20 protein-coding genes are annotated in these 20,074 nt (G+C 46.1%); 14 read left to right on the forward strand and 6 right to left on the reverse strand.

The features are described from left to right. Window positions 1–77: 77 nt before the first annotated feature. The 3 genes from VER99_RS06820 to VER99_RS06830 all read right to left on the reverse strand — a co-directional run bounded on the left by VER99_RS06820 (window position 78) and on the right by VER99_RS06830 (window position 1,904). Window positions 78–884: a hypothetical protein gene (locus VER99_RS06820; RefSeq protein ID WP_020333199.1), complete on the reverse strand. Its 807-nt coding sequence runs from the start codon at window positions 882–884 to the stop codon at window positions 78–80. Further along, entirely contained in the window at window positions 884–1,468 is a 585-nt protein-coding gene (locus VER99_RS06825) for a DUF4255 domain-containing protein (RefSeq protein ID WP_020333200.1), read from the reverse strand. The genes VER99_RS06820 and VER99_RS06825 overlap by 1 nt, the downstream gene beginning before the upstream one ends. A 205-nt stretch (window positions 1,469–1,673) precedes the next feature. Then, window positions 1,674–1,904, reverse strand: coding sequence for a PAS factor family protein (locus VER99_RS06830; RefSeq protein WP_020333201.1), 231 nt, complete (start codon window positions 1,902–1,904; stop codon window positions 1,674–1,676). 278 nt (window positions 1,905–2,182) lie between these two features. Here VER99_RS06830 and VER99_RS06835 point away from each other — a divergent pair, with 278 nt between their 5' ends. Further along, window positions 2,183–2,542, forward strand: coding sequence for a hypothetical protein (locus VER99_RS06835; RefSeq protein WP_020333202.1), 360 nt, complete (start codon window positions 2,183–2,185; stop codon window positions 2,540–2,542). Between the two features lie 135 nt (window positions 2,543–2,677). Here VER99_RS06835 and puuE read toward each other — a convergent pair whose 3' ends face one another. From puuE to VER99_RS06850, 3 genes are read right to left on the reverse strand one after another with little or no spacing between them, the layout of a single operon-like run. After that, window positions 2,678–3,607, reverse strand: a complete 930-nt coding sequence (puuE, locus tag VER99_RS06840; protein ID WP_020333203.1) for an allantoinase PuuE — start codon at window positions 3,605–3,607, stop codon at window positions 2,678–2,680. A gap of 57 nt (window positions 3,608–3,664) precedes the next feature. Next, the gene (locus VER99_RS06845; RefSeq protein WP_014231714.1) at window positions 3,665–4,396 is read right to left on the reverse strand and encodes an aspartate/glutamate racemase family protein; all 732 of its coding nucleotides are present in this window, start codon (window positions 4,394–4,396) and stop codon (window positions 3,665–3,667) included. Between the two features lie 6 nt (window positions 4,397–4,402). Next, window positions 4,403–5,074, reverse strand: a complete 672-nt coding sequence (locus VER99_RS06850) for a GntR family transcriptional regulator (protein ID WP_014231715.1) — start codon at window positions 5,072–5,074, stop codon at window positions 4,403–4,405. A 338-nt stretch (window positions 5,075–5,412) separates the two neighbouring features. On the opposite strand from VER99_RS06850, the gene VER99_RS06855 reads away from it, so the two are divergent. The 13 genes from VER99_RS06855 (at window position 5,413) to VER99_RS06915 (ending at window position 20,063) form a co-directional block, all read left to right on the forward strand. Further along, complete coding sequence (locus VER99_RS06855) at window positions 5,413–6,852, forward strand: NCS1 family nucleobase:cation symporter-1 (protein ID WP_020333204.1); 1,440 nt, start codon at window positions 5,413–5,415, stop codon at window positions 6,850–6,852. A 110-nt stretch (window positions 6,853–6,962) separates the two neighbouring features. Continuing rightward, entirely contained in the window at window positions 6,963–8,144 is a 1,182-nt protein-coding gene (locus VER99_RS06860) for an amidase (protein WP_020333205.1), read from the forward strand. Between the two features lie 2 nt (window positions 8,145–8,146). Then, complete coding sequence (locus VER99_RS06865) at window positions 8,147–9,712, forward strand: gamma-glutamyltransferase family protein (protein ID WP_024372667.1); 1,566 nt, start codon at window positions 8,147–8,149, stop codon at window positions 9,710–9,712. Beyond that, on the forward strand, window positions 9,712–10,941 hold the full coding sequence (locus tag VER99_RS06870) for a pyridoxal-phosphate-dependent aminotransferase family protein (RefSeq protein ID WP_020333207.1): 1,230 nt from the start codon (window positions 9,712–9,714) through the stop codon (window positions 10,939–10,941). The genes VER99_RS06865 and VER99_RS06870 overlap by 1 nt, the downstream gene beginning before the upstream one ends. 24 nt (window positions 10,942–10,965) lie before the next feature. Then, entirely contained in the window at window positions 10,966–12,219 is a 1,254-nt protein-coding gene (locus VER99_RS06875; protein WP_020333208.1) for an allantoate amidohydrolase, read from the forward strand. Further along, window positions 12,209–13,078: a DUF5718 family protein gene (locus VER99_RS06880; RefSeq protein ID WP_020333209.1), complete on the forward strand. Its 870-nt coding sequence runs from the start codon at window positions 12,209–12,211 to the stop codon at window positions 13,076–13,078. The genes VER99_RS06875 and VER99_RS06880 overlap by 11 nt, the downstream gene beginning before the upstream one ends. 21 nt (window positions 13,079–13,099) lie before the next feature. Then, window positions 13,100–13,684 (forward strand): chromate transporter, encoded by a 585-nt coding sequence (locus VER99_RS06885; protein WP_020333210.1) that lies wholly within the window; start codon window positions 13,100–13,102, stop codon window positions 13,682–13,684. 2 nt (window positions 13,685–13,686) lie between these two features. Next, complete coding sequence (locus VER99_RS06890; RefSeq protein WP_014231723.1) at window positions 13,687–14,214, forward strand: chromate transporter; 528 nt, start codon at window positions 13,687–13,689, stop codon at window positions 14,212–14,214. Between the two features lie 573 nt (window positions 14,215–14,787). Further along, window positions 14,788–16,473 carry a bifunctional 3-(3-hydroxy-phenyl)propionate/3-hydroxycinnamic acid hydroxylase gene (locus tag VER99_RS06895; protein ID WP_201765963.1) on the forward strand — a complete coding sequence of 562 codons (1,686 nt, stop codon included), beginning with the start codon at window positions 14,788–14,790 and terminating at the stop codon, window positions 16,471–16,473. A 1-nt stretch (window position 16,474) separates the two neighbouring features. After that, complete coding sequence (locus VER99_RS06900; protein ID WP_020333212.1) at window positions 16,475–17,464, forward strand: 3-carboxyethylcatechol 2,3-dioxygenase; 990 nt, start codon at window positions 16,475–16,477, stop codon at window positions 17,462–17,464. After that, window positions 17,457–18,320, forward strand: a complete 864-nt coding sequence (locus VER99_RS06905) for an alpha/beta fold hydrolase (protein ID WP_020333213.1) — start codon at window positions 17,457–17,459, stop codon at window positions 18,318–18,320. The genes VER99_RS06900 and VER99_RS06905 overlap by 8 nt, the downstream gene beginning before the upstream one ends. A gap of 10 nt (window positions 18,321–18,330) precedes the next feature. Beyond that, window positions 18,331–19,131, forward strand: a complete 801-nt coding sequence (mhpD, locus tag VER99_RS06910; RefSeq protein ID WP_014231727.1) for a 2-keto-4-pentenoate hydratase — start codon at window positions 18,331–18,333, stop codon at window positions 19,129–19,131. Beyond that, entirely contained in the window at window positions 19,128–20,063 is a 936-nt protein-coding gene (locus VER99_RS06915; protein ID WP_020333215.1) for an acetaldehyde dehydrogenase (acetylating), read from the forward strand. Before mhpD ends, VER99_RS06915 begins: the two co-directional genes overlap by 4 nt. Window positions 20,064–20,074: the final 11 nt, after the last annotated feature.

Raw genomic sequence — 20,074 nt, forward strand, 5'->3', positions numbered from 1 at the left:
TGCAAACTGATTTTTGTATCATTAAGATTTATTTGGAATGTAAATCACTGTTTTCAATTTAAAAACAGTTTTTATCGCTAGGCCAAAAAAATATGGCACAGTCGTTGAAGTTGATTATCGACTGTTTCAATTTCAATGTGAGCGGGGCTGGCGGAGGCGAGACGACGGTAAATGATTTTATGGTTGGCTTTGAGTTGAAGTGTCAAATCAGAACGGTGTAAAACAGGCAGCGAGGTATTGGAGCGGAACACTAGGCAAGGCTTATGATTGAGATGCTGTATCCCAATACTTTTAAATGTGAGTTCGCCGTTGGAGTCGATAATTTGATATTCCTTTGACTCATTGTCGGTAAAAAAATAATACTGCCAATAAGCGTAAGTGTGGCTGTAATTTAATATTACTTGTCTGTTTTCATTATAAAAAAAGTCGTCATTAATTGTCAGATTTATTATTCCGACAAGGTTTTGACTTAATTCAAACTCTGAAATAGCAGCGTATTGATCACCGCTGATAATATCTTCAGCGGTCAACCATTGTTTGGGAGATACCGAAAGAGGCGACTCACTACCTAAATGCATCTCGAATAGTGCAACCGACATCGGTGTGGACAATGGAATATCGGTATAATTACGAAATAGTGGGTCTTTACTGAATACTTTAAATTGCAATAACGCAGGAGAGTCAGGTGGAGAGATCTCTTTCAGCATGTCTATGTCTGCAACAACATATAACCCGCCAAGTGTAGGCTTTAAAAACATGTAGTGATGCTTTAGCCATTGAATCGTATCGTTTGTCGGAGCCACATCAACAGGTACGCTCATGCGACTGTTAGAAAAGTACTCATGATTGACCGAAAGTGCAATATAGGGAACGTAATTCGACATTATTGCTCCCGTTTTTGTAAGTTAGATTTGACGAAATTTAACGGCCCAGATTGTAGTAATACCGCTTCGCTGTTCGGGATCGCAACACGTACCTGATAGACGCATGAAGGCAGGTAATGGGAACCAAGCATGCTCCACATGTGGCTCAAGTTTGCTTCTGTGAGAGTCGCCATTTCCATCGCGATTTGTTCGACAAACTCAGGCATATCGGGGGAGTTCTGTCTATTGAATAACGGGTTTCGATTAAAAAAGGCCAGTAAATGAGACAATATTTTTAAGCCATCGGTGTAATTGGATGCAGAGAAATTTGCAGCTACCACCACGGAAACCGCTAAAAATAGAGGCTTGTTCGATATTGCGGATCGAGAAGTGGGCTGGAAAGCGGCAATATTTCCTCCCTTGGAAAAGGGATCTCTTTCCAGGCCGCTAATAAAAATAAGCACTTTATTTTCATTAGAGCCATTACTTTGCTTATTAATATCAGAAGGGGAAGCCACAATGACTAAGTTGTCTGACAGATCAAAAGCAGAGTTTATTGACTGATTCATGCGTTCGCACAGGTACTCAAGACAGCTATCTAACATAGGTTTCTCACTCTCGGTTAAAACTTAGTGTAGCTAGATTTAATTGGATTGCTGCGCAAGTTAAACAAATTCTTTGTGGGGTCGAGATTTATTGGGTTAAACAAAAGGGGTGACGACGGGGCGGTTGTTGAGCGGTTTTACATTGAAAAAGCAGGATTCAAAAAAGGCCCGGTTGAGATGCGGACCTTAAACAAGACAACGAAAATTACCGTTCAGGAGTTTCCAGTAATTTGATGACGCTCTCTACCGTGTTGTTAAGCGCCTCGCTGTTGTCGAGTTTACCAGAGCTTGCCGGACCAAGTGCACACGTATACAAAATCAGCTGCTTATCGAATGGCAGATCGAGCTGCTCGTATAAGTCTTGACGGATTTTGGCGTGTTGTTCTGGTTCCTGGTTTGCAAGGCTAACTAGTGTGTCATAAATAAGATTTTTCATTGTAATTACGTTTCTTATTGTTGGGGGTGCATATAGTTTAGTGGTTTGCAAGACGAAAATCCGACGCTTAGGTCACATATCAACGGGTTTAATAGGTATAGGTGTAATTAGTTGGATGAATAATTTGGTGTGATTTTTATTACTAGCAGTTTTCACTGCACAAATTGGTTCGTTTGCACTAAAGCTTAAGGGATCATTAAAGTTTTGAGCAAAATCCACCTTGAGAAGTTTCTTATGAGCTTTAATGTACTGAGGTGAGCGAAACAAAAGGTGGCATTATGTTAAGTAAACTAAACAATCGTCTTTCTACCGTGGCAGAGCACATGGCAGACCTTGAATATCAGCTTGGCACTTATCTTCAACCGGGGCAGTATTCTTGTGTCGTGCAAGGTGAAGAGGTATTTCTTGAGTATCAGCACGATCTAGAATTTGAGAACGCCTCGGGCCAAGCGGAATCGTTATTGAGATTGTTCAATATCCCGATGAGCGGTGACGAGAGAAAGTTGTTGGTTGAGGTGACAGGTAAGGGCAACACAACCAAACTGCACTTGAATCTATCCTGCGAGAATGAAACTGACCTCTTGCTCAAGTATGTCTGCTCCGAGCTTTTGTCTGCGTTTCGTTCATTAGCAACGTGATAAAGGGAATGCTCAAGAATAAGTGAAGGCATTGCAACAGAAAGAGTCATCGAGAGTGATGTAAAGCTCTCGATGAACTGAGTGGCTAGCGAAATAATACTCGCTCTTTTTGATACTTATTTAGTCAAAAGCCAATTACGCTGGTGGATGGTTCTCAATCCAGTGTCTTGCTATGTCTTCACGGGTTGCTACCCAAACTGCATCATGAGATTGAATGTAGTCTAAGAAACGTTTTAACGCTTTGAAGCGACCAGGCTTACCAACCACGCGACAGTGCAGACCGACCGACATCATTTTAGGGGTTTCAGCCCCTTCTTCGTACAAGCAATCAAAGTGATCTTTCAGATATTCGAAAAACTCGTCACCGTGGCTAAAACCGTAAGGGGAGGAGAAACGCATGTCGTTGGTGTCTAATGTATACGGAACCACAAGGTGTGGTCGGGTGCTGCCGGCATTATTTTTGTCTGGTACTTGTGTCCAGAAAGGCAGGTCATCGCCGTAATAGTCAGAGTCGTAAAGCAGGCCGTCTTGCTCTGCGACAAGTTCACGCGTATTCGGTGAATCACGTCCGGTATACCAACCAATTGGGCGAGTGCCTGTCAGTTCTTCGATGATATCCAGTGCTTGAATCATATGCTCGCGCTCAACGTCAATTGGCGTGTTTTGGTAGTGCAACCATTTAAGGCCGTGACAGGCAATTTCATGACCCTCTTCAACGATCGCTTTGGTCACTTCTGGGTTACGCTGCAGTGCAGTAGCAACACCAAATACAGTAAGCGGAAGCTCGCGACGTTTAAACTCGTTTAAGATTCGCCAAACACCGACACGGGAACCGTATTCGTAAAGTGACTCCATACTCATGTGGCGGTCATTATACGCTTCTGCTCCTGCGATCTCAGATAGGAATGTTTCTGAATGCTCATCACCATGAAGTACGCAGTTTTCCCCACCTTCTTCGTAGTTCAGGACAAATTGCACCGCAATCTTAGCGTTATTAGGCCAGTTAGCGTGAGGGATGTTATCTCTTCCGTAACCGATATAATCGCGAGGGTTATTTTCTTCCATAAAGTAAACCTTGATATAAATATTCTTCTAAATAGCAGGATGGGTATGTGGTGACTTTTACTGCGACCAGTGCTTGAAAATTCCATGGATTGGCTTCACCAACGGTGCCCCGTATTGGCCACTTTTTGATGTCACTAAGTTGAGTTGGTGCAGTGACTCAGCAAGTTTCACTGCCGCAGCAACACCATCGATCACAGGTACATTCAGTTCTTCTGAAAGCTCGTTGGCTAAGTCAGACATGCCAGCACAACCGAGTACGATGGCTTCGGCACCGTCTTCTTTGATTGCTTTACGGCATTCTTCAGCAAGTAGCTGATAAGTGTCCATACTTAGAGATTCAAGTTCCAATACCGGAATATCTGTCGCTCGAACACCGCTGCACAAGTGGTGGTAACCGTATCTTTGAAGAAGGTGTTCACTTGCTGGTAGTGTTCTGGTCATTGTAGTGACGACGCCAAAGCGGTAAGACACCAAGCTTGCGAGTTGGAACGCAGCACCTGCGATACCAATCACTGGCTTGGTTGCAATCTCACGTGCTGCGTCCAGAGCTGGATCACCGAAGCAGGCGATAATATGTGCATCGACACCTTGCTCTTCGCCAGTGCGAATCACATCAAGGAGCGCTGCAGCAGCGAGCGTTTCGTCAAATGCACATTCAATGCTTTCCGGACCGTTAACTGGTGAAGACGCGATGATTTCTGTGCCAGGTAAGGCAACGGTTTGTGCGCTGATCGCAATTTTGTCTGTCATTCCCTGACACGTATTAGGGTTGATCAAATTGATTTTCATTTTGTATTAGTCCGTTTCGCAAAAAAGTTTATGAAAATTAACCGGCTCTTTAGATTTCGATTCCAACTCCAATGACGATTTGATCACGACCAAGTGATGCTTCATCCATTGCTGAGCTTTTTCATCCTGAAAGTTGTCGAGCAGATCGATAAGTTCTGAGTGAGAGCCACAATCGCAGCTGACGCTATGTTTTGAGCCGTACGCGGCGATGACCAGTGAAGAGCGGTAACAAAGCTGTTCAACAAATTCGGCCAATACAGAATTTCCCGACTGTTTGGCTAGTTCATAGTGAAACTTAGCTGTCAGCTGAATAGATTCGGCTAAATCACCATGTTGGGTCGCTTTGTCTTCCTGAGTAACAATGGAGCGCAAATAATTAGACTGCTTTTCGTCCCAGTTACGAAGAATGTCGGTGATCAGCAGTGGCTCAAGTAAAATTCGGCTGTTCAGCACTTCTTCTGCTTCCTGCTTACTAGGGCTGTTCACGTGTGCGCCTTTATTCGGTTGAATAACCACAAATCGTTCAAGCGCTAATCGTTGCAACACTTTACGAATGCCAGTTCGGCTCACGCCAAAAGCTTCTGAGAGTTTGTCTTCTGGAAGACGCTCTCCAGGCTCAAGTTTGTGTTCAACAATCGCCTTCAATATTTGTTGATAGATCTTTTCATCGTTTGACATAGGTAATCGATCCAAATTTTTTATCCAACCCAATAAAGCAATATGTATACCACTAAACAATCTCGCATGCATCATTGTATACAATCTTAATTTAAATCTTTGCCAATTCTAGTGTCTATAGTGATTGACTATTCAAATTACTTGACCAAAAGGACAGGTGAGTTGAGTATATACGCACTGCTTGTGGCACCAAATATGTGCACTATGGTCAAATCTGGTGCGCTATAAGGGCGATTCCATAGGGCAAGTTTCACCAATTCGTTGTATGGCGGGGGTTTTCAGAATTGGCACGCTAATTGTATTTGGGATTGTATACAATTAGTAATGGAGATAAGCACATGAAAAAGGAATTACCTGTTAGCCCAAGGCTAAGCAACGAGGATCTAGCACCCGAGAAGGAACAGAAGTGGGGCTGGTATAGCATCTTCGCTTTTTGGATGTCAGACGTGCACAGTGTCGGGGGATATGTATTTGCAGCGAGTTTGTTTGCGCTTGGATTAAACGGTATCCAAGTTTTCATCAGTTTGCTGGCTGGTATATCTATTGTATTAGTATTTGCCAACTTGATGGGTAAGCCAGGACAAAAAGCGGGCGTTCCGTTCCCTGTCGTCGCTCGTATGTCGTTTGGTGTGTTTGGTGCGAATATTCCAGCCGTCATTCGAGGCATTATTGCTGTCGTTTGGTACGGTATTCAAACTTACTTAGCATCAAGTTCGTTCATTATCTTGCTGCTGTACTTCTTCCCATCGATGGAGAGTTTAGCAAATGACTCGTTCCTGGGGTTATCTTACTTAGGTTGGGTTGGCTTTAGCTCAATGTGGGTACTGCAAGCAATCGTATTTATGTTCGGTATGGACATGATTCGTAAAGTGATTGACTGGTCTGGTCCTGCGATTTACATCGCTATGTTTGCTCTTTGTGCATACATGATCAATCTGGCAGGTTGGGAGAACATCAGCTTTAACCTAGGTAAAGAAACACTGGTTGGTTCTGAAGCAATCATTCAGATGATCATCGCAACAGCATTGGTTGCAGGTTATTTTGCTGGTCCAACACTTAACTTTAGTGACTTCTCTCGTTACTGTACAAGCTACAAAGACTTGAAACTTGGTAACTTGTTAGGTCTGCCACTGAACTTTATTGTGTTTTCTTTGTTCAGTGTGGTTATTGTGTCAGCATCGATTCCAGTTTTCGGAGAGATGATTGTTGACCCGGTTGAAACAGTTAAACGCCTTGATTCTGGCTTAATCACTGTTCTTGGTGCATTGACCTTTATTTTCGCGACAGTCGGCATCAACATCGTGGCTAACTTTGTTGCACCAGCGTTTGACTTCTCGAATGTGTCACCACAGAAAATCAGCTTTAAAATGGGTGGTTTCATCGCAGCGTTTGGTTCAATCCTACTGACTCCTTGGAACCTGTTTAACAACCCAGAAGTGATTCACTACACGGTTGACGTTTTAGCCGCGATGATTGGTCCACTATACGGCATCATCATTGTTGACTACTTCATTGTGAAGAAAGGACAAATCGATGTCCCATCACTTTACACTGAATCGCCACAAGGTCAGTACTGGTACAAAAACGGCGTTAACATGAACAGTGTTTATGCGCTAGTAATCGCAAGTGTCGCTGCCATTATTGCAACCTTCTTTGTCACGGAATTAGCGAACTACGCGTTGTTTATCGGTGGTTTCGTTTCAGCAATCGTGTACAAACAGTTGATGCAAAAGAAATTGTTTTGGGTATCAAAGGCAGCTCTAGCAAAGCAACAATAAACAACTTTATTCGTGGCTTTAAATTGAATTAAATCGCCAACTTAAAGATAAAGTAAACAAGTAACTCAACAAGTGGTTGCTTGTTTACTTCAAAGGAATGAGAAGAAAGAATGGAAATCGATCAACGTATTTATTGTACCCAAGGGCCTGATTACCTACCGGCTTTAAAGCAAGGCTCACTGAATGGATTGAGTTTTGTCTTTAAAGATCTCTTTGACGTAGAGGGATATGTCACCGGAGCAGGAAACCCTAAGTGGCTAGAGACTCACAGCAAAGCAGAAAGTACTTCGCCACTCATCATCTCGCTTTTAAATGCAGGAGCAGAGTGCAAAGGCCGAGTTCAAACGGATGAGCTAGCTTACAGCCTGAATGGTATTAATGTTCACTATGGCACGCCAGTTAATCCTTTAGCGCCTGACTGTTTACCTGGTGGTTCTTCAAGTGGCAGTGCTGTTGCGGTAGCAAAAGGTGACGTTGATTTTTCTATCGGAACAGATACTGGTGGTTCGGTTCGTGTTCCAGCGAGTTACTGCGGCCTTTTCGGCTTACGCCCAACATTGGGTCAGTTGTCATTAGAAAGCAGTTTCACACTGGCTGAAAGCTTCGATACCGCAGGTGTATTCAGCCGAGACTTATCAACGCTGGAAAACGTGTATGCATGTCTTGGCCCCGAAACTCAGGCTCAAACTGTCGCGAAAACCCTGATTTTGGATCAAAGCTTGTCAAAGACTCTGGGAAGTGAGCGCCTAGAGGAACTGAAGCAGTGGGCTGACAGTGCAAATATTCAGCTTGAATACAGCAATGCTCTGCAAGACGCAGGCTATGACCTTGGCGAATTAAGCGCATTATTCCGAACCATCCAAGGTTACGAAATTATTGACCGCCACAGCGCGTGGCTTGATGAGTGGCAACATACGCTGGCACCAGCAATACAAGAACGAGTTGTATGGGCGCGTACCATTTCGGCTCAAGATTATCGTAAAGGGAAAGAACAACAAGCGAAGTTTACCAGCTGGCTAGCTGAGCAACTTGCGGACAAGGATACGTTGTGGGTATTACCGACCACCCCAGGAAAATCACCTAAGCTCACGACTCCAGATGCAGACTTAGCGGAATATCGCTCTGATCTTATGGGGCTAACCAGTCTCGCGGGTTTAAGTGGATTCCCTCAACTTCATATCCCAATGAATAACGTAACAAATGGACCTTGTGGTGTGTCGTTACTTGGGTCTGCTAACAGCGAATACGATCTGATTGCGACAGCGTCGTCTTTAATCAAAGGAGAGTCTTAATGGTGTTTCAAACCGCATTTACCGCCCCGCATCACAAAGCAACGGAAGTGGGAAAACAAATCTTAGAACAAGGCGGAACGGCTGCTGAAGCGATGGTCGCGGCTGCGTCAATGATTGCGGTGCAATACCCTCATATGAACAGCATTGGCGGTGACGGATTTTGGTTAATCAGTAAGCCGGGAGAAGCACCAGTTGCCATAGATGCATGCGGAGCAGCGGCATTATCCATCGACCCAGATTACTACCGCGCATTGGGCACCGAGCTGCCAGAAAAAGGTGGCGAAGCGTCTATTACCATGGCTGGTACAGTCGCCGGTTGGCAAAAAGCGCTGGAAATCGATGGTGGCAAACTGCCTTTAAGCACTCTGTTACAACCTTCTATTGACGCAGCACGAAACGGCATTGAAGTTACACAAAGCCTTGTCGATGCGAGTGTAAAAACCTTTGAGCGCTTAAAAGATGAAGCCGAATTCAGCCGTTTGTTCCTTGATAACGGTGAAACGTTAAAACTTGGTGCAACAGTGGTCAACCCGGCGCTGGCAAAAACATTGGAAAGATTGGCCGAGGTAGGGTTGGATGACTTTTACCGAGGTGAGATTGCAGAACTGGCAGCAAAAGAGCTTCAACAGGCGGGAAGTCCGCTAACGATTGAAGATTTTCATCAGCATCAGGCATTGGTTACGACTCCACTAAACGTTGAGACCTCAAAAGGTCAGCTTTATAACCTGGGTGCACCGACTCAAGGATTGGCTTCGTTATTAATTTTAGCGATATACGATCGCTTAGCATCGCAAGCAAACTCAGAGCTGGACCATATTCATTTACTCGTCGAAGCGACGAAGCAAGCATTTATTATCCGCGACAAAGTCGTTACCGATGAGCGCTATTTAAGCAAGCCACTGCAGGAATACTTAGATGAAAGTGTGGTGGCAGAGTGCGCACAGCGTATCTCATTAACCCAAGCTCAGCCATGGCCTTATCAGGCAAAACCGGGCGACACCATCTGGATGGGCGCAACCGACCAATACGGCACAATGGTGAGTTTTATTCAGAGTGTTTACTGGGAGTTTGGCTCAGGCGTTGTACTTCCTTCAACCGGAATTATGTGGAACGTCAGAGGAAAAAGCTTCTCGCTAGATAGCGAACATCACAATGCTTTAGTACCTGGCAAAAAGCCGTTCCACACACTGAACCCAGCTTATGCTGAGCTTAAAGATGGCCGACGCATCGTGTACGGAACGATGGGCGGAGAAGGGCAACCGCAAACTCAGGCTTGTTTATTCAGCCGACACATTTATCAAAACATGTCTCTGCAACAAGCCGTGTCTATGCCACGATGGCTACTCGGCAGAACATGGGGTGATGCGACAAACAATTTACGACTTGAAGAAGACTTGTACAGCGAATACGGGCAAACATTAACGCAGATGGGCCACCAAGTGACTCAGGTTGAAAACTTGAGTGAGCTGATGGGACACGCGGGAGCAATAACCCTAGATCAGCAAGGACAGGCAGACGCAACGAGTGACCCTCGCAGCGATGGCGATATATTTTTAGGAGAGAGATAATGACAACTCAAACGCTATTTGAAACTTTGAACCCACCACAACGTTTGTTGATGGGGCCTGGCCCAATTAATGCCTATCCACGTGTGCACCAAGCCATTTCACAGGCTTTAATCGGTCAATATGATCCGGTTATGACGGGCTACATGACGCAAGTTCAGTCGCTGTATCGCGGTGTATTCGAAACACAAAACCAACAAACCATGCTGGTTGACGGTACGGCTCGTTCAGGTATCGAAGCAGTACTTGTCTCAGTGATTAAGCCGGGCGATAAAGTACTTATCCCAATTATTGGTCGTTTTGGCCACCTGTTGAGTGAAATCGCAAATCGCGTTGGCGCAACAGTTAAAACCATTGATGTTGAATGGGGCGAAGTGTGTCCACCTGAGCTGGTTGAAAAGGCAATCAAAGAATTCCAGCCAAAACTACTGGCGACGGTACAAGGTGATACTTCGACAACCATGAACCAGCCACTGGCAGAGTTCGGTGAAATCTGTAAACGTCATGGCGTGTTGTTCTACTGTGATGCAACAGCATCGATTGCTGGTAATGAACTTAAAGTCGACGAATGGAATCTTGATGCCGTTTCAGCCGGTTTACAAAAATGTCTTGGTGGTCCTTCTGGTAGTTCTCCAATTACGCTGAGCGATCAATGTGCTGAACTGATCAATCGTCGTAAACACGTCGAAGCAGGTATTCGCGCTGATCACCACACTGCAGGTGAAGAAGAGATCATTCGCTCGAACTACTTCGATTTGTCGATGATCATGGATTACTGGGGACCAGAGCGTCTTAACCACCACACCGAAGCAACCAGTATGCTTTACGCAGCACGTGAATGTGCGCGTATCTACCTTGAAGAAGGCGCGGATAACGTAATTGCTCGCCACAAACAAGCGGGTGATGCGATGGCCTGCGGCCTAAGAGCAATGGGCTTAGAGCTATTTGGTAACCAGAAGTACAAAATGAACAACGTTGTGGGTGTCTACATTCCTAAAGAAGTGGACGGCAACAAAGTACGTCAGGAACTGCTTAACAGCTTTGGTATTGAGATTGGCACGTCATTTGGTCCATTGGACGGCAAAATCTGGCGCATCGGTACAATGGGTTACAACGCGCGCCAAGAAGCAGTATTAACCACGCTTGCAGCGCTGGAAGCCATCCTTATCCGTAATAAAGCTAAAATCATTCCGGGACAAGCAGTCATTGCCGCGATGGAAAAATATGTTTAATGCCATTAAGAGGGTGAATCAAGGATGAGTAAATTGGATGCCCAACGCATTATGGAACGTGCTGACCACTTGGCTACGTTTACCTCGATGCAAGATGGATTAAAACGCACCTACTTATCGCCGGAACATAAGCAGGCGCACCATCAACTCGGCGAATGGATGCTACAAGCCGGGCTTGAAACATGGCAGGACAGTGTTGGGAACCAATGGGGAAGGAAGGTATCTTCCAACCCTACCATGCCAACGCTAATTATCGGCTCTCACAGTGATACGGTTGCGGATGCGGGTAAATATGACGGAAACCTGGGGATACTGGTTGGTATTTCCTCGTTGGAGCAGCTCAAAGATGTTGAGTTTCCATTTCATGTCGATGTTGTCGCGTTTGCCGATGAAGAGGGCACCCGCTTCAACAGTACATTGATTGGTTCGAGCGCAGTTGCGGGTGTATTTGACCAAAACTGGCTGTCCCTGAAAGACAACGATGGCGTGACAATGTCACAGGCTATGGTCGAATTTGGCCTGTCTCCGGAAGAGGTAGGGAAAGATAGCCGTTCGTCAGATGGCGTGATGGCTTATCTGGAAGTGCACATTGAACAAGGCCCCGTGCTTGAAGCTCAAAATCAGCCAGTTGGTGTGGTGACGGGTATTGCCGGCGCAAAACGTTTTCAGTTTCAGGTGAAAGGCTTAGCTGGACACGCAGGTACAGTTCCGATGGGCATGCGCATGGATGCGTTGTGCGCTGTAGCTGAGATGATTTCGACGATAGAAAACTATGCGACCGAACAGAGCAAAACTGAAAACAAAGTTGTAGCGACAGTCGGTAAGTGTGAGGTTTCGCCAGGTTCAGTCAACGTTATTCCCGGTGAGGTTAATTTTACTGTGGATATCCGCAGCTTGAATCAGGAGCAACTGGAGCGCTCGTGTGACGACTTGCTAACGGCACTTAACGCGATTGCAAAGCGTCGTGAGGTCAGTTTCTCCAATCGATTGCTCTATCAGGCGAGCGCGGTACCTTGTAATGACTCTTTACAAAGTCAGTGGGGCGAGATTGTTTCTCGAGTTTCAGAATCTGAACCTGTATTTTTACCAAGTGGCGCTGGGCATGATGCGCTTGCGATGATCCATCTAACTGAAGTTGCAATGCTATTTGTTCGCTGTGATAAAGGCATTAGTCATAATCCACTGGAAAGTGTTCAAGAGGATGACGTGGCAGTTGCTTTGCAGTGTTTAACAGAAATGATTCTAGCCCAGCAGGAGCGCAAAACGGATGGAAACTAAACAACCACTGACACATTCCGTTGTGCTGGGAATAGCAGGAAACTCGCCGGGTTATCTGGCACAGACCGGAGAGATCTCTGCGTTCAGCGAGAAACAAAAAAAGGAACATCAGGAAGCACAGCGCCCGAGAGCGCTGTTTCCTATGTTTGTTCGTGAGCTTAGCGACTCTTATCTCGGGCAGATGCCTTTCAGTTCATCTAAATTGGTATTGCCTGAAGAGCAAGATGCCAAGGTTCAGATGGAGCCTGAGGTTGCGATTAAATGCAGCGTTACCTATACAGAGCAAGGCCAGATTGCCGCTCTTACTCCTTTTGCGCTGACGTTAATCAATGATGCAACCTACCGTAATAAAACGGTATCTAAGCTAGCTGAGAAGAAAAACTGGGGCGCATTTAGTAAGGGTATTGCCGAACTAGATCTTCCTGTCGACTCATTTTCTGAGCAGACACCGCTTGATCATCTCAGATTGTGCGGCTTTCATAGCCGGAATGGGCAATGGCACTTGTGCAGCCAAGACGTGTCGGTAACAGAATACAATGTCTTCTATCAATCGTTAACCGACTGGTTAGTCGAGACAATTAACCACCAAGCCGATGACGGTGCTATGCATAATACGCACAGCTTGTTCATTGAGGCGAATCAACCAAGTGAAATTACTATTGCGATTGGCGCACCGTGTTATACATCTTATGGAGAAGACCATCAGTTGCTTGATGGTGACCGGGTATTTGTTTGTGTATACGATGACAGAGAGCACCAGTTAAGTGATATTGAGGCCATGATAGACTGTCCACAAGATCAGTGGGTAACCGCTTCGAGTATGATGTGGTTAGAGCAAACGGTTTATAAAATAAAATAATCAGCAAGGTAACAAAGAACGATGAAAACACAACGAGATCTGGCCAGTGCATTCTTCCGCATAGGCTTGTTTGGATTTGGTGGCGGCCCCACGATGATCCCTTTGGTTCATAAAGAAGTGGTCGACAACTATAAATGGATGACCGATGACGAGTTTGCCAACGTACTTGCAATCGGCAACACGCTACCTGGCCCAATTGCGACTAAAATGGCGGGTTATATTGGTTATAAAGTAGGTGGGAAGATCGGATGTATCAATGCAGTGATCATGACGATTATTCCACTGATTATCGTCATGATTGCAGGATTAGGCTTATTAAACGAATACCGTGATAAGCCTTGGGTTGCCGGTATGGCTCAAGGGGTATTGCCGGTAGTTTCCTGGATGATGGCCAAGCTTACCTATGACTTCTTACTAAAGGGGTACAAATCACTTGGCGCAATTGCGACGGGTATTGGTATCGCGCTTTCTATTTTGTTTATCGTGGTATTGGGTGTACACCCGGGCCTGGTTGTCGCAGCAGTACTCCTTGCCGTATTGGTGAAACCTGACCCAAAGCCTAGTGCGGCTGAGCAAAGTCTAAAACCAGAAAATAAAAAGGGATAAGCATGCAACTTTATATCGATATCTTCTTAGCATTTTTTATTCCTAACATCGTCGGTTATGGCGGTGGTCCTGCAATCATTCCTCTAATCGAGGCACAAGTTGTTGGCCAGTATGGTTGGATGAATGCCAGCCAGTTCGCCGAAGTACTAGCATTAGGCAACGCGCTACCAAGTCCGATTGCGACGAAAATGGCGGGTTACATCGGCTACGAAGTCGGTGGAACGCTTGGTGCGTTTATCGCCGTGTTCGCGACGGTTGCGCCTACCATCATCATCATGGTGCTTGCGATGAGTGTGCTGTACAAATACCGTAACTCGCCAAAAGTAAAAGCGTTAGGCGCGTGGGTTCTACCAATCATTTTCACGTTGATGCTATTGCTGAGCTACAAACTGATTATGTCTGGTGGCGAAGCGGGTTGGGGACATTTTGCCTTCCTATTTGTCGTCGCGGGTCTGTGTTTGGAAAAATTCAAAGTGCACCCAACTTATGTAATTTGCGCAAGTTTAGCCTATGGCGCATTCTTGCTGTAGTTTCCACGTCTTTAAACAGACGGTGTAAGTCTTTAACTGGGCCGATACAAAATGTATCGGCCTCGTTTTTTAAGCTTCAGCCCTGGAGTTTTTCGCGTTGTTATTATTTTTAACGCATCCTTAATTCTTATCTTCATAACTCACTTCATCAGCAATCAGACCAGCTTTTTCACCACTTCTACTCCTTTCTAACAAAATCGATACCTCCCTTTGCTTTACAACTTTTCACAACTATCTGTCGCCTTACTGTTACAGACGTGTAACTTTGCCGTTTAAAAAATCGAGATTTGCATCACTAAATATTGGCGAAATCTGCTCAATTTAGCTGTGCTCACAGCCCAATTTATCGAGGTGTAATTATATAAAAACAAGTTAAAACAACATTGTGCACTATGTGCACCTAAAGTTGAGTTGCGGTTGTGGATATAACCGCTCTGGATGTACGTTTCAGTAACAAAATAAAAACATTTATACAGCCTGACTCCTTCAGAACGCGAATGAGTAGGCCTTTCCCTAGCGATCTACGTGATCAAATAGGGTTCCCATAACTTGAACGTACCTGGAGAATTCAAAGTGACAGTATCCACATCCCCGAAAACGGTCTCAACTGCCCATTATGATTCAGAAGTCATGATTATTGGAGCTGGTCCAGTCGGTTTAATGATTGCAAACTATCTCGGCGCCCAAGGCATTAACGTCACTGTGATTGAACAACTGCCGACACTAATCGATTACCCTCGCGCGATTGGTATTGATGACGAGAGTTTAAGAACGTTTCAGGCTGTAGGGTTAGCTTCAGAAGTTGTGCCTTACACAACGCCATATCATGCCATGCGCTTCCTAACCCCTAAAGGCCGTTGTTTCGCAGATATTCAACCGAATACTAACGAGTTTGGTTGGTCGAGAAGAAACGCTTTTATTCAGCCAAAGGCCGATCGAGCGCTATATGAAGGATTAGACCGCTTCTCGAATGTTAAAGTGCTGTTCTCACGTGAACTGGTTAACTTTGGCCAAGATAACGAACAAACCTGGGCTAACTTCACTAACGAAAAGGGTGAAGAAGAGCGAATTTCAGCAAAATACATGATTGCGTGTGACGGTGGTAATAGCTTTGTCCGTCGTAATTTGAACATCTCGTTTGATGGTGAAACCGCACCAAACCAATGGATCGTAATGGATCTGGAAAACGATCCAATTGGTACCCCTAACATTTACTTATGTTGCGACGCTGAACGCCCATATGTGTCAGCGGCTCTACCACAAGGTATTCGTCGATTTGAGTTTATGGTCATGCCGGGTGAAACCGAAGAGGAACTCAGCAAGCCAGAAAATATGGATCGTCTGTTGAGCAAAGTGCTGCCATCAACGGAAAACATCAAATTTATCCGTCAGCGTGTTTATACCCACAATGCCCGTCTTGCTGGTAAGTTCCGCGAAGGTCGAATCCTGCTTGCAGGCGATGCGGCGCACATTATGCCAGTTTGGCAAGGACAGGGTTACAACTCCGGTATGCGCGATGCAAATAACCTGGCGTGGAAACTCTCTTTAGTGGTTAAAGGGCTGGCGGATCCAAGCCTGTTAGACACGTATCAACAAGAACGTCGTGACCATGCGAAAGCGATGATCGATCTGTCAGTTTTAGCCGGTAAGGTACTGGCGCCACCTAAAAAGTGGCAGGCAACGTTGCGTGACGGCGTATCTTGGTTGTTGAACTATGTACCGCCTGTTAAGCGTTACTTTGTTGAAATGCGCTTTAAACCAATGCCTAAGTATCATCAAGGCGTTCTTGTTGAACCCAAGCCTGCACTCAAAGACTCTCCAGTGGGCAAACTGTTTATTCAGCCTATGGTGCGAGTGGGTAATGAGATCAGCAAACTTGATGATGTTATCAGTCAAAACTTCGCAGTAATCGCATGGGGCACCGATCCTATGCAGGGGTTGAGTGAAGCCGAAATCCAGCATTGGCAGCAACTCGGTACCAAGTTTATTCAAGTGATTCCGTCAGTACAGCTCAAGTCACAGATTCAGACGCATCCAGATGTGCTGTGTGTTGGTGATGAAACCCACGCACTAAAAGATTGGTTTGGTCGTTACCCAGCATCAGTAGCCATTATCCGACCTGACCGATTCGTTGCAAGTATCGCTATTCCACAGTCGATCAACACCATTTGCCAACAAGTACGTAAGGCGCTGAGCGCCACAACTAAGCACAGCGACGCGGCTCCTAAAGTTGAGTCCAATGACAAGAAGGTAGCTTGATATGAGTAAAGCCTATTTGCACTGCTTGTCGCATACACCATTAGTCGGTCATTTTGATCCCCCTCAGGAGGTTATCAATGAAGTTAATCGCGTTATCGCTGCCGCCAAAAAGCGCATTGATGAATTTGACCCAGAGTTGGTGATCCTGTTTTCACCTGATCATTACAACGGATTTTTCTACGATGTTATGCCGTCGTTTTGTATCGGAATGGCCGCTCATGCGATTGGTGATTTTGGCACTTTAGCTGGCCCGTTAAACGTCCCTCAAGATCTTGCTGAAGAGTGCGCACAATACGTGCTGGCTAAAGGGGTGGACGCAGCGGTTTCTTACAACATGCAAGTAGACCACGGTTTTGCTCAACCTCTCGAGTTTCTGTTAGGTAGTCTGGATCGCGTTCCGGTTATCCCGGTGTTTATCAACGGTGTTGCGCCCCCAATGCCCGGTTTTCAGCGAGCCCGCTTACTGGGTGAAGCCATCGGTGAATACGCCAAGAGCTTAAACAAGCGCGTGTTATTTCTGGCTTCCGGCGGTTTATCACACCAGCCGCCAGTACCTGAGCTAGCCACTGCCAACGAGCATATCGCAGACCGATTAAAAGGCAGCGGTCGATGCCTTCCTGAAGATGAACGTATCGCCCGCACCCAAAGAGTGATCAACGCAGCGGTTGAATTTACCTATGACCAAAACACGTTACATCCACTAAATCCGGAATGGGATCGCGCCTTTATGCACGATCTGGCCAACGGGCAAATAAGCAAGCTGGATGCAATGAACAATCAGGACCTGTCAGATATTGCCGGAAAGTCCACTCATGAAGTGAAAACCTGGGTGGCGGCATGCGCGGCGCTATCTGCTTACGGACCTTACAAAACTGAAGGTTGCTATTACCGCGAGATACCAGAGTGGATCGCCGGATTTGGATCTATGAGTGCAACCACAACAAAGAACACAAAAACTAAAGCTGTAAACGAGGAGTATAGGAATGTCTAAACTAATTTTTACTGAACAAGAGACAAGCAAATTTGTTCAAATTGAGGCAGGAGACCTCAATCTCAAACTGCATTACAACGATTGCGGTGAAGGGAGTGAAGTCGTAGTGATGCTACACGGTTCAGGACCGGGTGCTACGGGCTGGGCTAACTTTAACCGTAATATTGAGCCTTTAGTCAATGCTGGTTATCGCGTCATCCTTCTTGACTGTCCGGGTTGGGGAAAGAGTGACTCAATAGTCTCTACTCAATCTCGTTCCGACCTAAACGCAACCGCATTAAAAGGTGTGTTAGACGCGTTGGATATTGAGCGAGCGCATTTAATCGGTAACTCCATGGGTGGGCACTCGGCTGTCGCATTCACTCTTTCCTACCCAGAACGCGTAGGTAAATTGATTCTGATGGGTGGCGGCACTGGCGGTGCAAGCTTGTTCACACCAATGCCGGCAGAAGGTATTAAGCGCCTAAATCAACTATACCGCGAGCCAACTATCGAAAACCTAAAAGCGATGATGGATATCTTCGTCTTCGATACCAGCGACCTCACCGAAGAGTTGTTCCAGACTCGTTTGAATAACATTCTTGCTCGTCAGGATCACCTCGACAACTTTGTGAAAAGTCTGGAAGCCAATCCAAAACAATTCCCGGATTTCTCTGCGCGATTAGGCGAGATCAAAGCCGATACATTGGTCATTTGGGGTCGCCAAGACCGCTTTGTTCCGTTTGATACCAGCTTACGTTTGATGGCAGGCATTCCACAGGCGCAACTGCATGTTTTCAACCAGTGCGGTCACTGGGTGCAGTGGGAACATGCTGACACATTCAACCGTTTGGTTGTCGACTTCATTCAGCATTAAGGAGAGAACCATGTCTGACAAGATAGAACAACTGGCACAGAGACTGCGTGAAGCAGAGCTGCATAACCTGCCAATCTCACCACTGCGTGACGAGTTCGAAGGCGCCGGTGTGCAGCAAGCCTACGCTATCCAACGTATGAATGTATCCGTAGCGGTCGAGCAAGGACGTCGTATCGTTGGGCGCAAAATCGGTCTGACGAACCCTAAAGTTCAGGCGCAGTTAGGCGTTGATCAACCTGATTTTGGCACTCTGTTTGCCGACATGTGTGTCGGAGATAATGAAGTGGTGCCATATGAAGCGGTCATGCAGCCGAAAATTGAAGCGGAAATCGCACTGATTTTGGCGAAAGACTTACCGCAAAGTGACCCGACTATAGGCGAAGTAATGGATGCGATTGGCTGGGTTGTACCCGCTTTAGAAATTGTCGGCAGCCGTATTCGTGACTGGGATATTAAGTTTGTTGATACCGTAGCAGACAATGCTTCCAGCGGTTTATATGTACTTGGCGGGCCTGCTCGAACAGTAGACGGCTTAGATTTCCGTGGCGCAACCATGACGATGTCACGCAATAACGAAGTCGTATCCCAAGGTGACGGTTCCGAGTGTCTTGGCAACCCATTAAATGCAGCAGTTTGGCTGGCTCGCACCATGAGTGCATTTGGCGAGCCATTACGTGCTGGCGATGTGGTTTTGACGGGTGCGTTAGGCCCGATGGCAGCGGTGCAGCCGGGTGACCGTTTCGATGCCGAAATTACAGGAGTTGGTCGTGTGTCAGTCTCCTTTACAGAACAAGAGGAGAGTGAAAAATGAAAACCATGAAGGTAGCGATTATTGGCTCAGGCAATATCGGCACTGACTTAATGATAAAAGTGCTGCGCAATAGCCAACATTTGACCATGAGTGTCATGGTTGGGATTGACCCAGAATCGGATGGCCTGGCCAGAGCACGTCGAATGGGGGTTACCACCACTCATGAAGGTGTGGAAGGTTTGATTAAATTGCCAGAGTTTAATGACATCGATATCGTTTTTGATGCGACGTCGGCTAACGCGCACATCAGTAATGATGCCCTTCTGCGTGAGGCGAAACCAGGCATTAAGCTGATTGACTTAACTCCGGCAGCGATTGGTCCTTATTGCGTTCCAGTCGTGAATCTGGAACAAAACCTTGCGAAGAATAACGTCAATATGGTCACTTGTGGCGGTCAGGCAACCATTCCAGTTGTTGCGGCTGTAGCGCAAGTAGCCACCGTGCATTATGCAGAGATTATTGCGTCGATCAGCAGTAAATCGGCAGGACCAGGTACTCGCGCGAATATCGACGAGTTTACCGAAACCACTTCTAAAGCCATTGAAACAGTAGGCGGCGCGAAGAAAGGTAAGGCGATCATCATTCTGAACCCGGCAGAGCCACCTCTGATGATGCGTGACACTGTCCACGTACTTTGTGACAGCAAAGATGAAGACAAAGTCCGCGCATCAATCGAAGAAATGGTCAGCGCGGTTCAAAGCTACGTGCCGGGTTACCGTTTAAAACAAGCGGTGCAGTTTGAATCGATTGGCGAAGACAAGCCAGTTACGCTTCCGGGTTACGGTGAGTTCAGTGGGCTCAAAGTGTCTGCCTTTATTGAAGTCGAAGGGGCTGCCCATTATCTCCCTGCTTATGCTGGCAACCTCGATATTATGACTTGTGCGGCTATGGCGACCGCAGAACGTATCGCTCAATCTTGTCTGAACCAATAAGGAAGACCCTC

The organism is Vibrio natriegens NBRC 15636 = ATCC 14048 = DSM 759 (assembly GCF_035621455.1).
Lineage (GTDB): Bacteria > Pseudomonadota > Gammaproteobacteria > Enterobacterales > Vibrionaceae > Vibrio > Vibrio natriegens.

Excerpts from the sequence above, each read along its gene's own strand:
- VER99_RS06820 (WP_020333199.1), bottom strand. The coding sequence starts at position 884 with ATGTCGAATTACGTTCCCTATATTGCACTTTCGGTCAATCATGAGTAC.
- VER99_RS06825 (WP_020333200.1), bottom strand. The coding sequence starts at position 1,468 with ATGTTAGATAGCTGTCTTGAGTACCTGTGCGAACGCATGAATCAGTCA.
- VER99_RS06830 (WP_020333201.1), bottom strand. The coding sequence starts at position 1,904 with ATGAAAAATCTTATTTATGACACACTAGTTAGCCTTGCAAACCAGGAA.
- VER99_RS06835 (WP_020333202.1), top strand. The coding sequence starts at position 2,183 with ATGTTAAGTAAACTAAACAATCGTCTTTCTACCGTGGCAGAGCACATG.
- puuE (WP_020333203.1), bottom strand. The coding sequence starts at position 3,607 with ATGGAAGAAAATAACCCTCGCGATTATATCGGTTACGGAAGAGATAAC.
- VER99_RS06845 (WP_014231714.1), bottom strand. The coding sequence starts at position 4,396 with ATGAAAATCAATTTGATCAACCCTAATACGTGTCAGGGAATGACAGAC.
- VER99_RS06850 (WP_014231715.1), bottom strand. The coding sequence starts at position 5,074 with ATGTCAAACGATGAAAAGATCTATCAACAAATATTGAAGGCGATTGTT.
- VER99_RS06855 (WP_020333204.1), top strand. The coding sequence starts at position 5,413 with ATGAAAAAGGAATTACCTGTTAGCCCAAGGCTAAGCAACGAGGATCTA.
- VER99_RS06860 (WP_020333205.1), top strand. The coding sequence starts at position 6,963 with ATGGAAATCGATCAACGTATTTATTGTACCCAAGGGCCTGATTACCTA.
- VER99_RS06870 (WP_020333207.1), top strand. The coding sequence starts at position 9,712 with ATGACAACTCAAACGCTATTTGAAACTTTGAACCCACCACAACGTTTG.
- VER99_RS06875 (WP_020333208.1), top strand. The coding sequence starts at position 10,966 with ATGAGTAAATTGGATGCCCAACGCATTATGGAACGTGCTGACCACTTG.
- VER99_RS06880 (WP_020333209.1), top strand. The coding sequence starts at position 12,209 with ATGGAAACTAAACAACCACTGACACATTCCGTTGTGCTGGGAATAGCA.
- VER99_RS06885 (WP_020333210.1), top strand. The coding sequence starts at position 13,100 with ATGAAAACACAACGAGATCTGGCCAGTGCATTCTTCCGCATAGGCTTG.
- VER99_RS06890 (WP_014231723.1), top strand. The coding sequence starts at position 13,687 with ATGCAACTTTATATCGATATCTTCTTAGCATTTTTTATTCCTAACATC.
- VER99_RS06900 (WP_020333212.1), top strand. The coding sequence starts at position 16,475 with ATGAGTAAAGCCTATTTGCACTGCTTGTCGCATACACCATTAGTCGGT.
- VER99_RS06905 (WP_020333213.1), top strand. The coding sequence starts at position 17,457 with ATGTCTAAACTAATTTTTACTGAACAAGAGACAAGCAAATTTGTTCAA.
- mhpD (WP_014231727.1), top strand. The coding sequence starts at position 18,331 with ATGTCTGACAAGATAGAACAACTGGCACAGAGACTGCGTGAAGCAGAG.
- VER99_RS06915 (WP_020333215.1), top strand. The coding sequence starts at position 19,128 with ATGAAAACCATGAAGGTAGCGATTATTGGCTCAGGCAATATCGGCACT.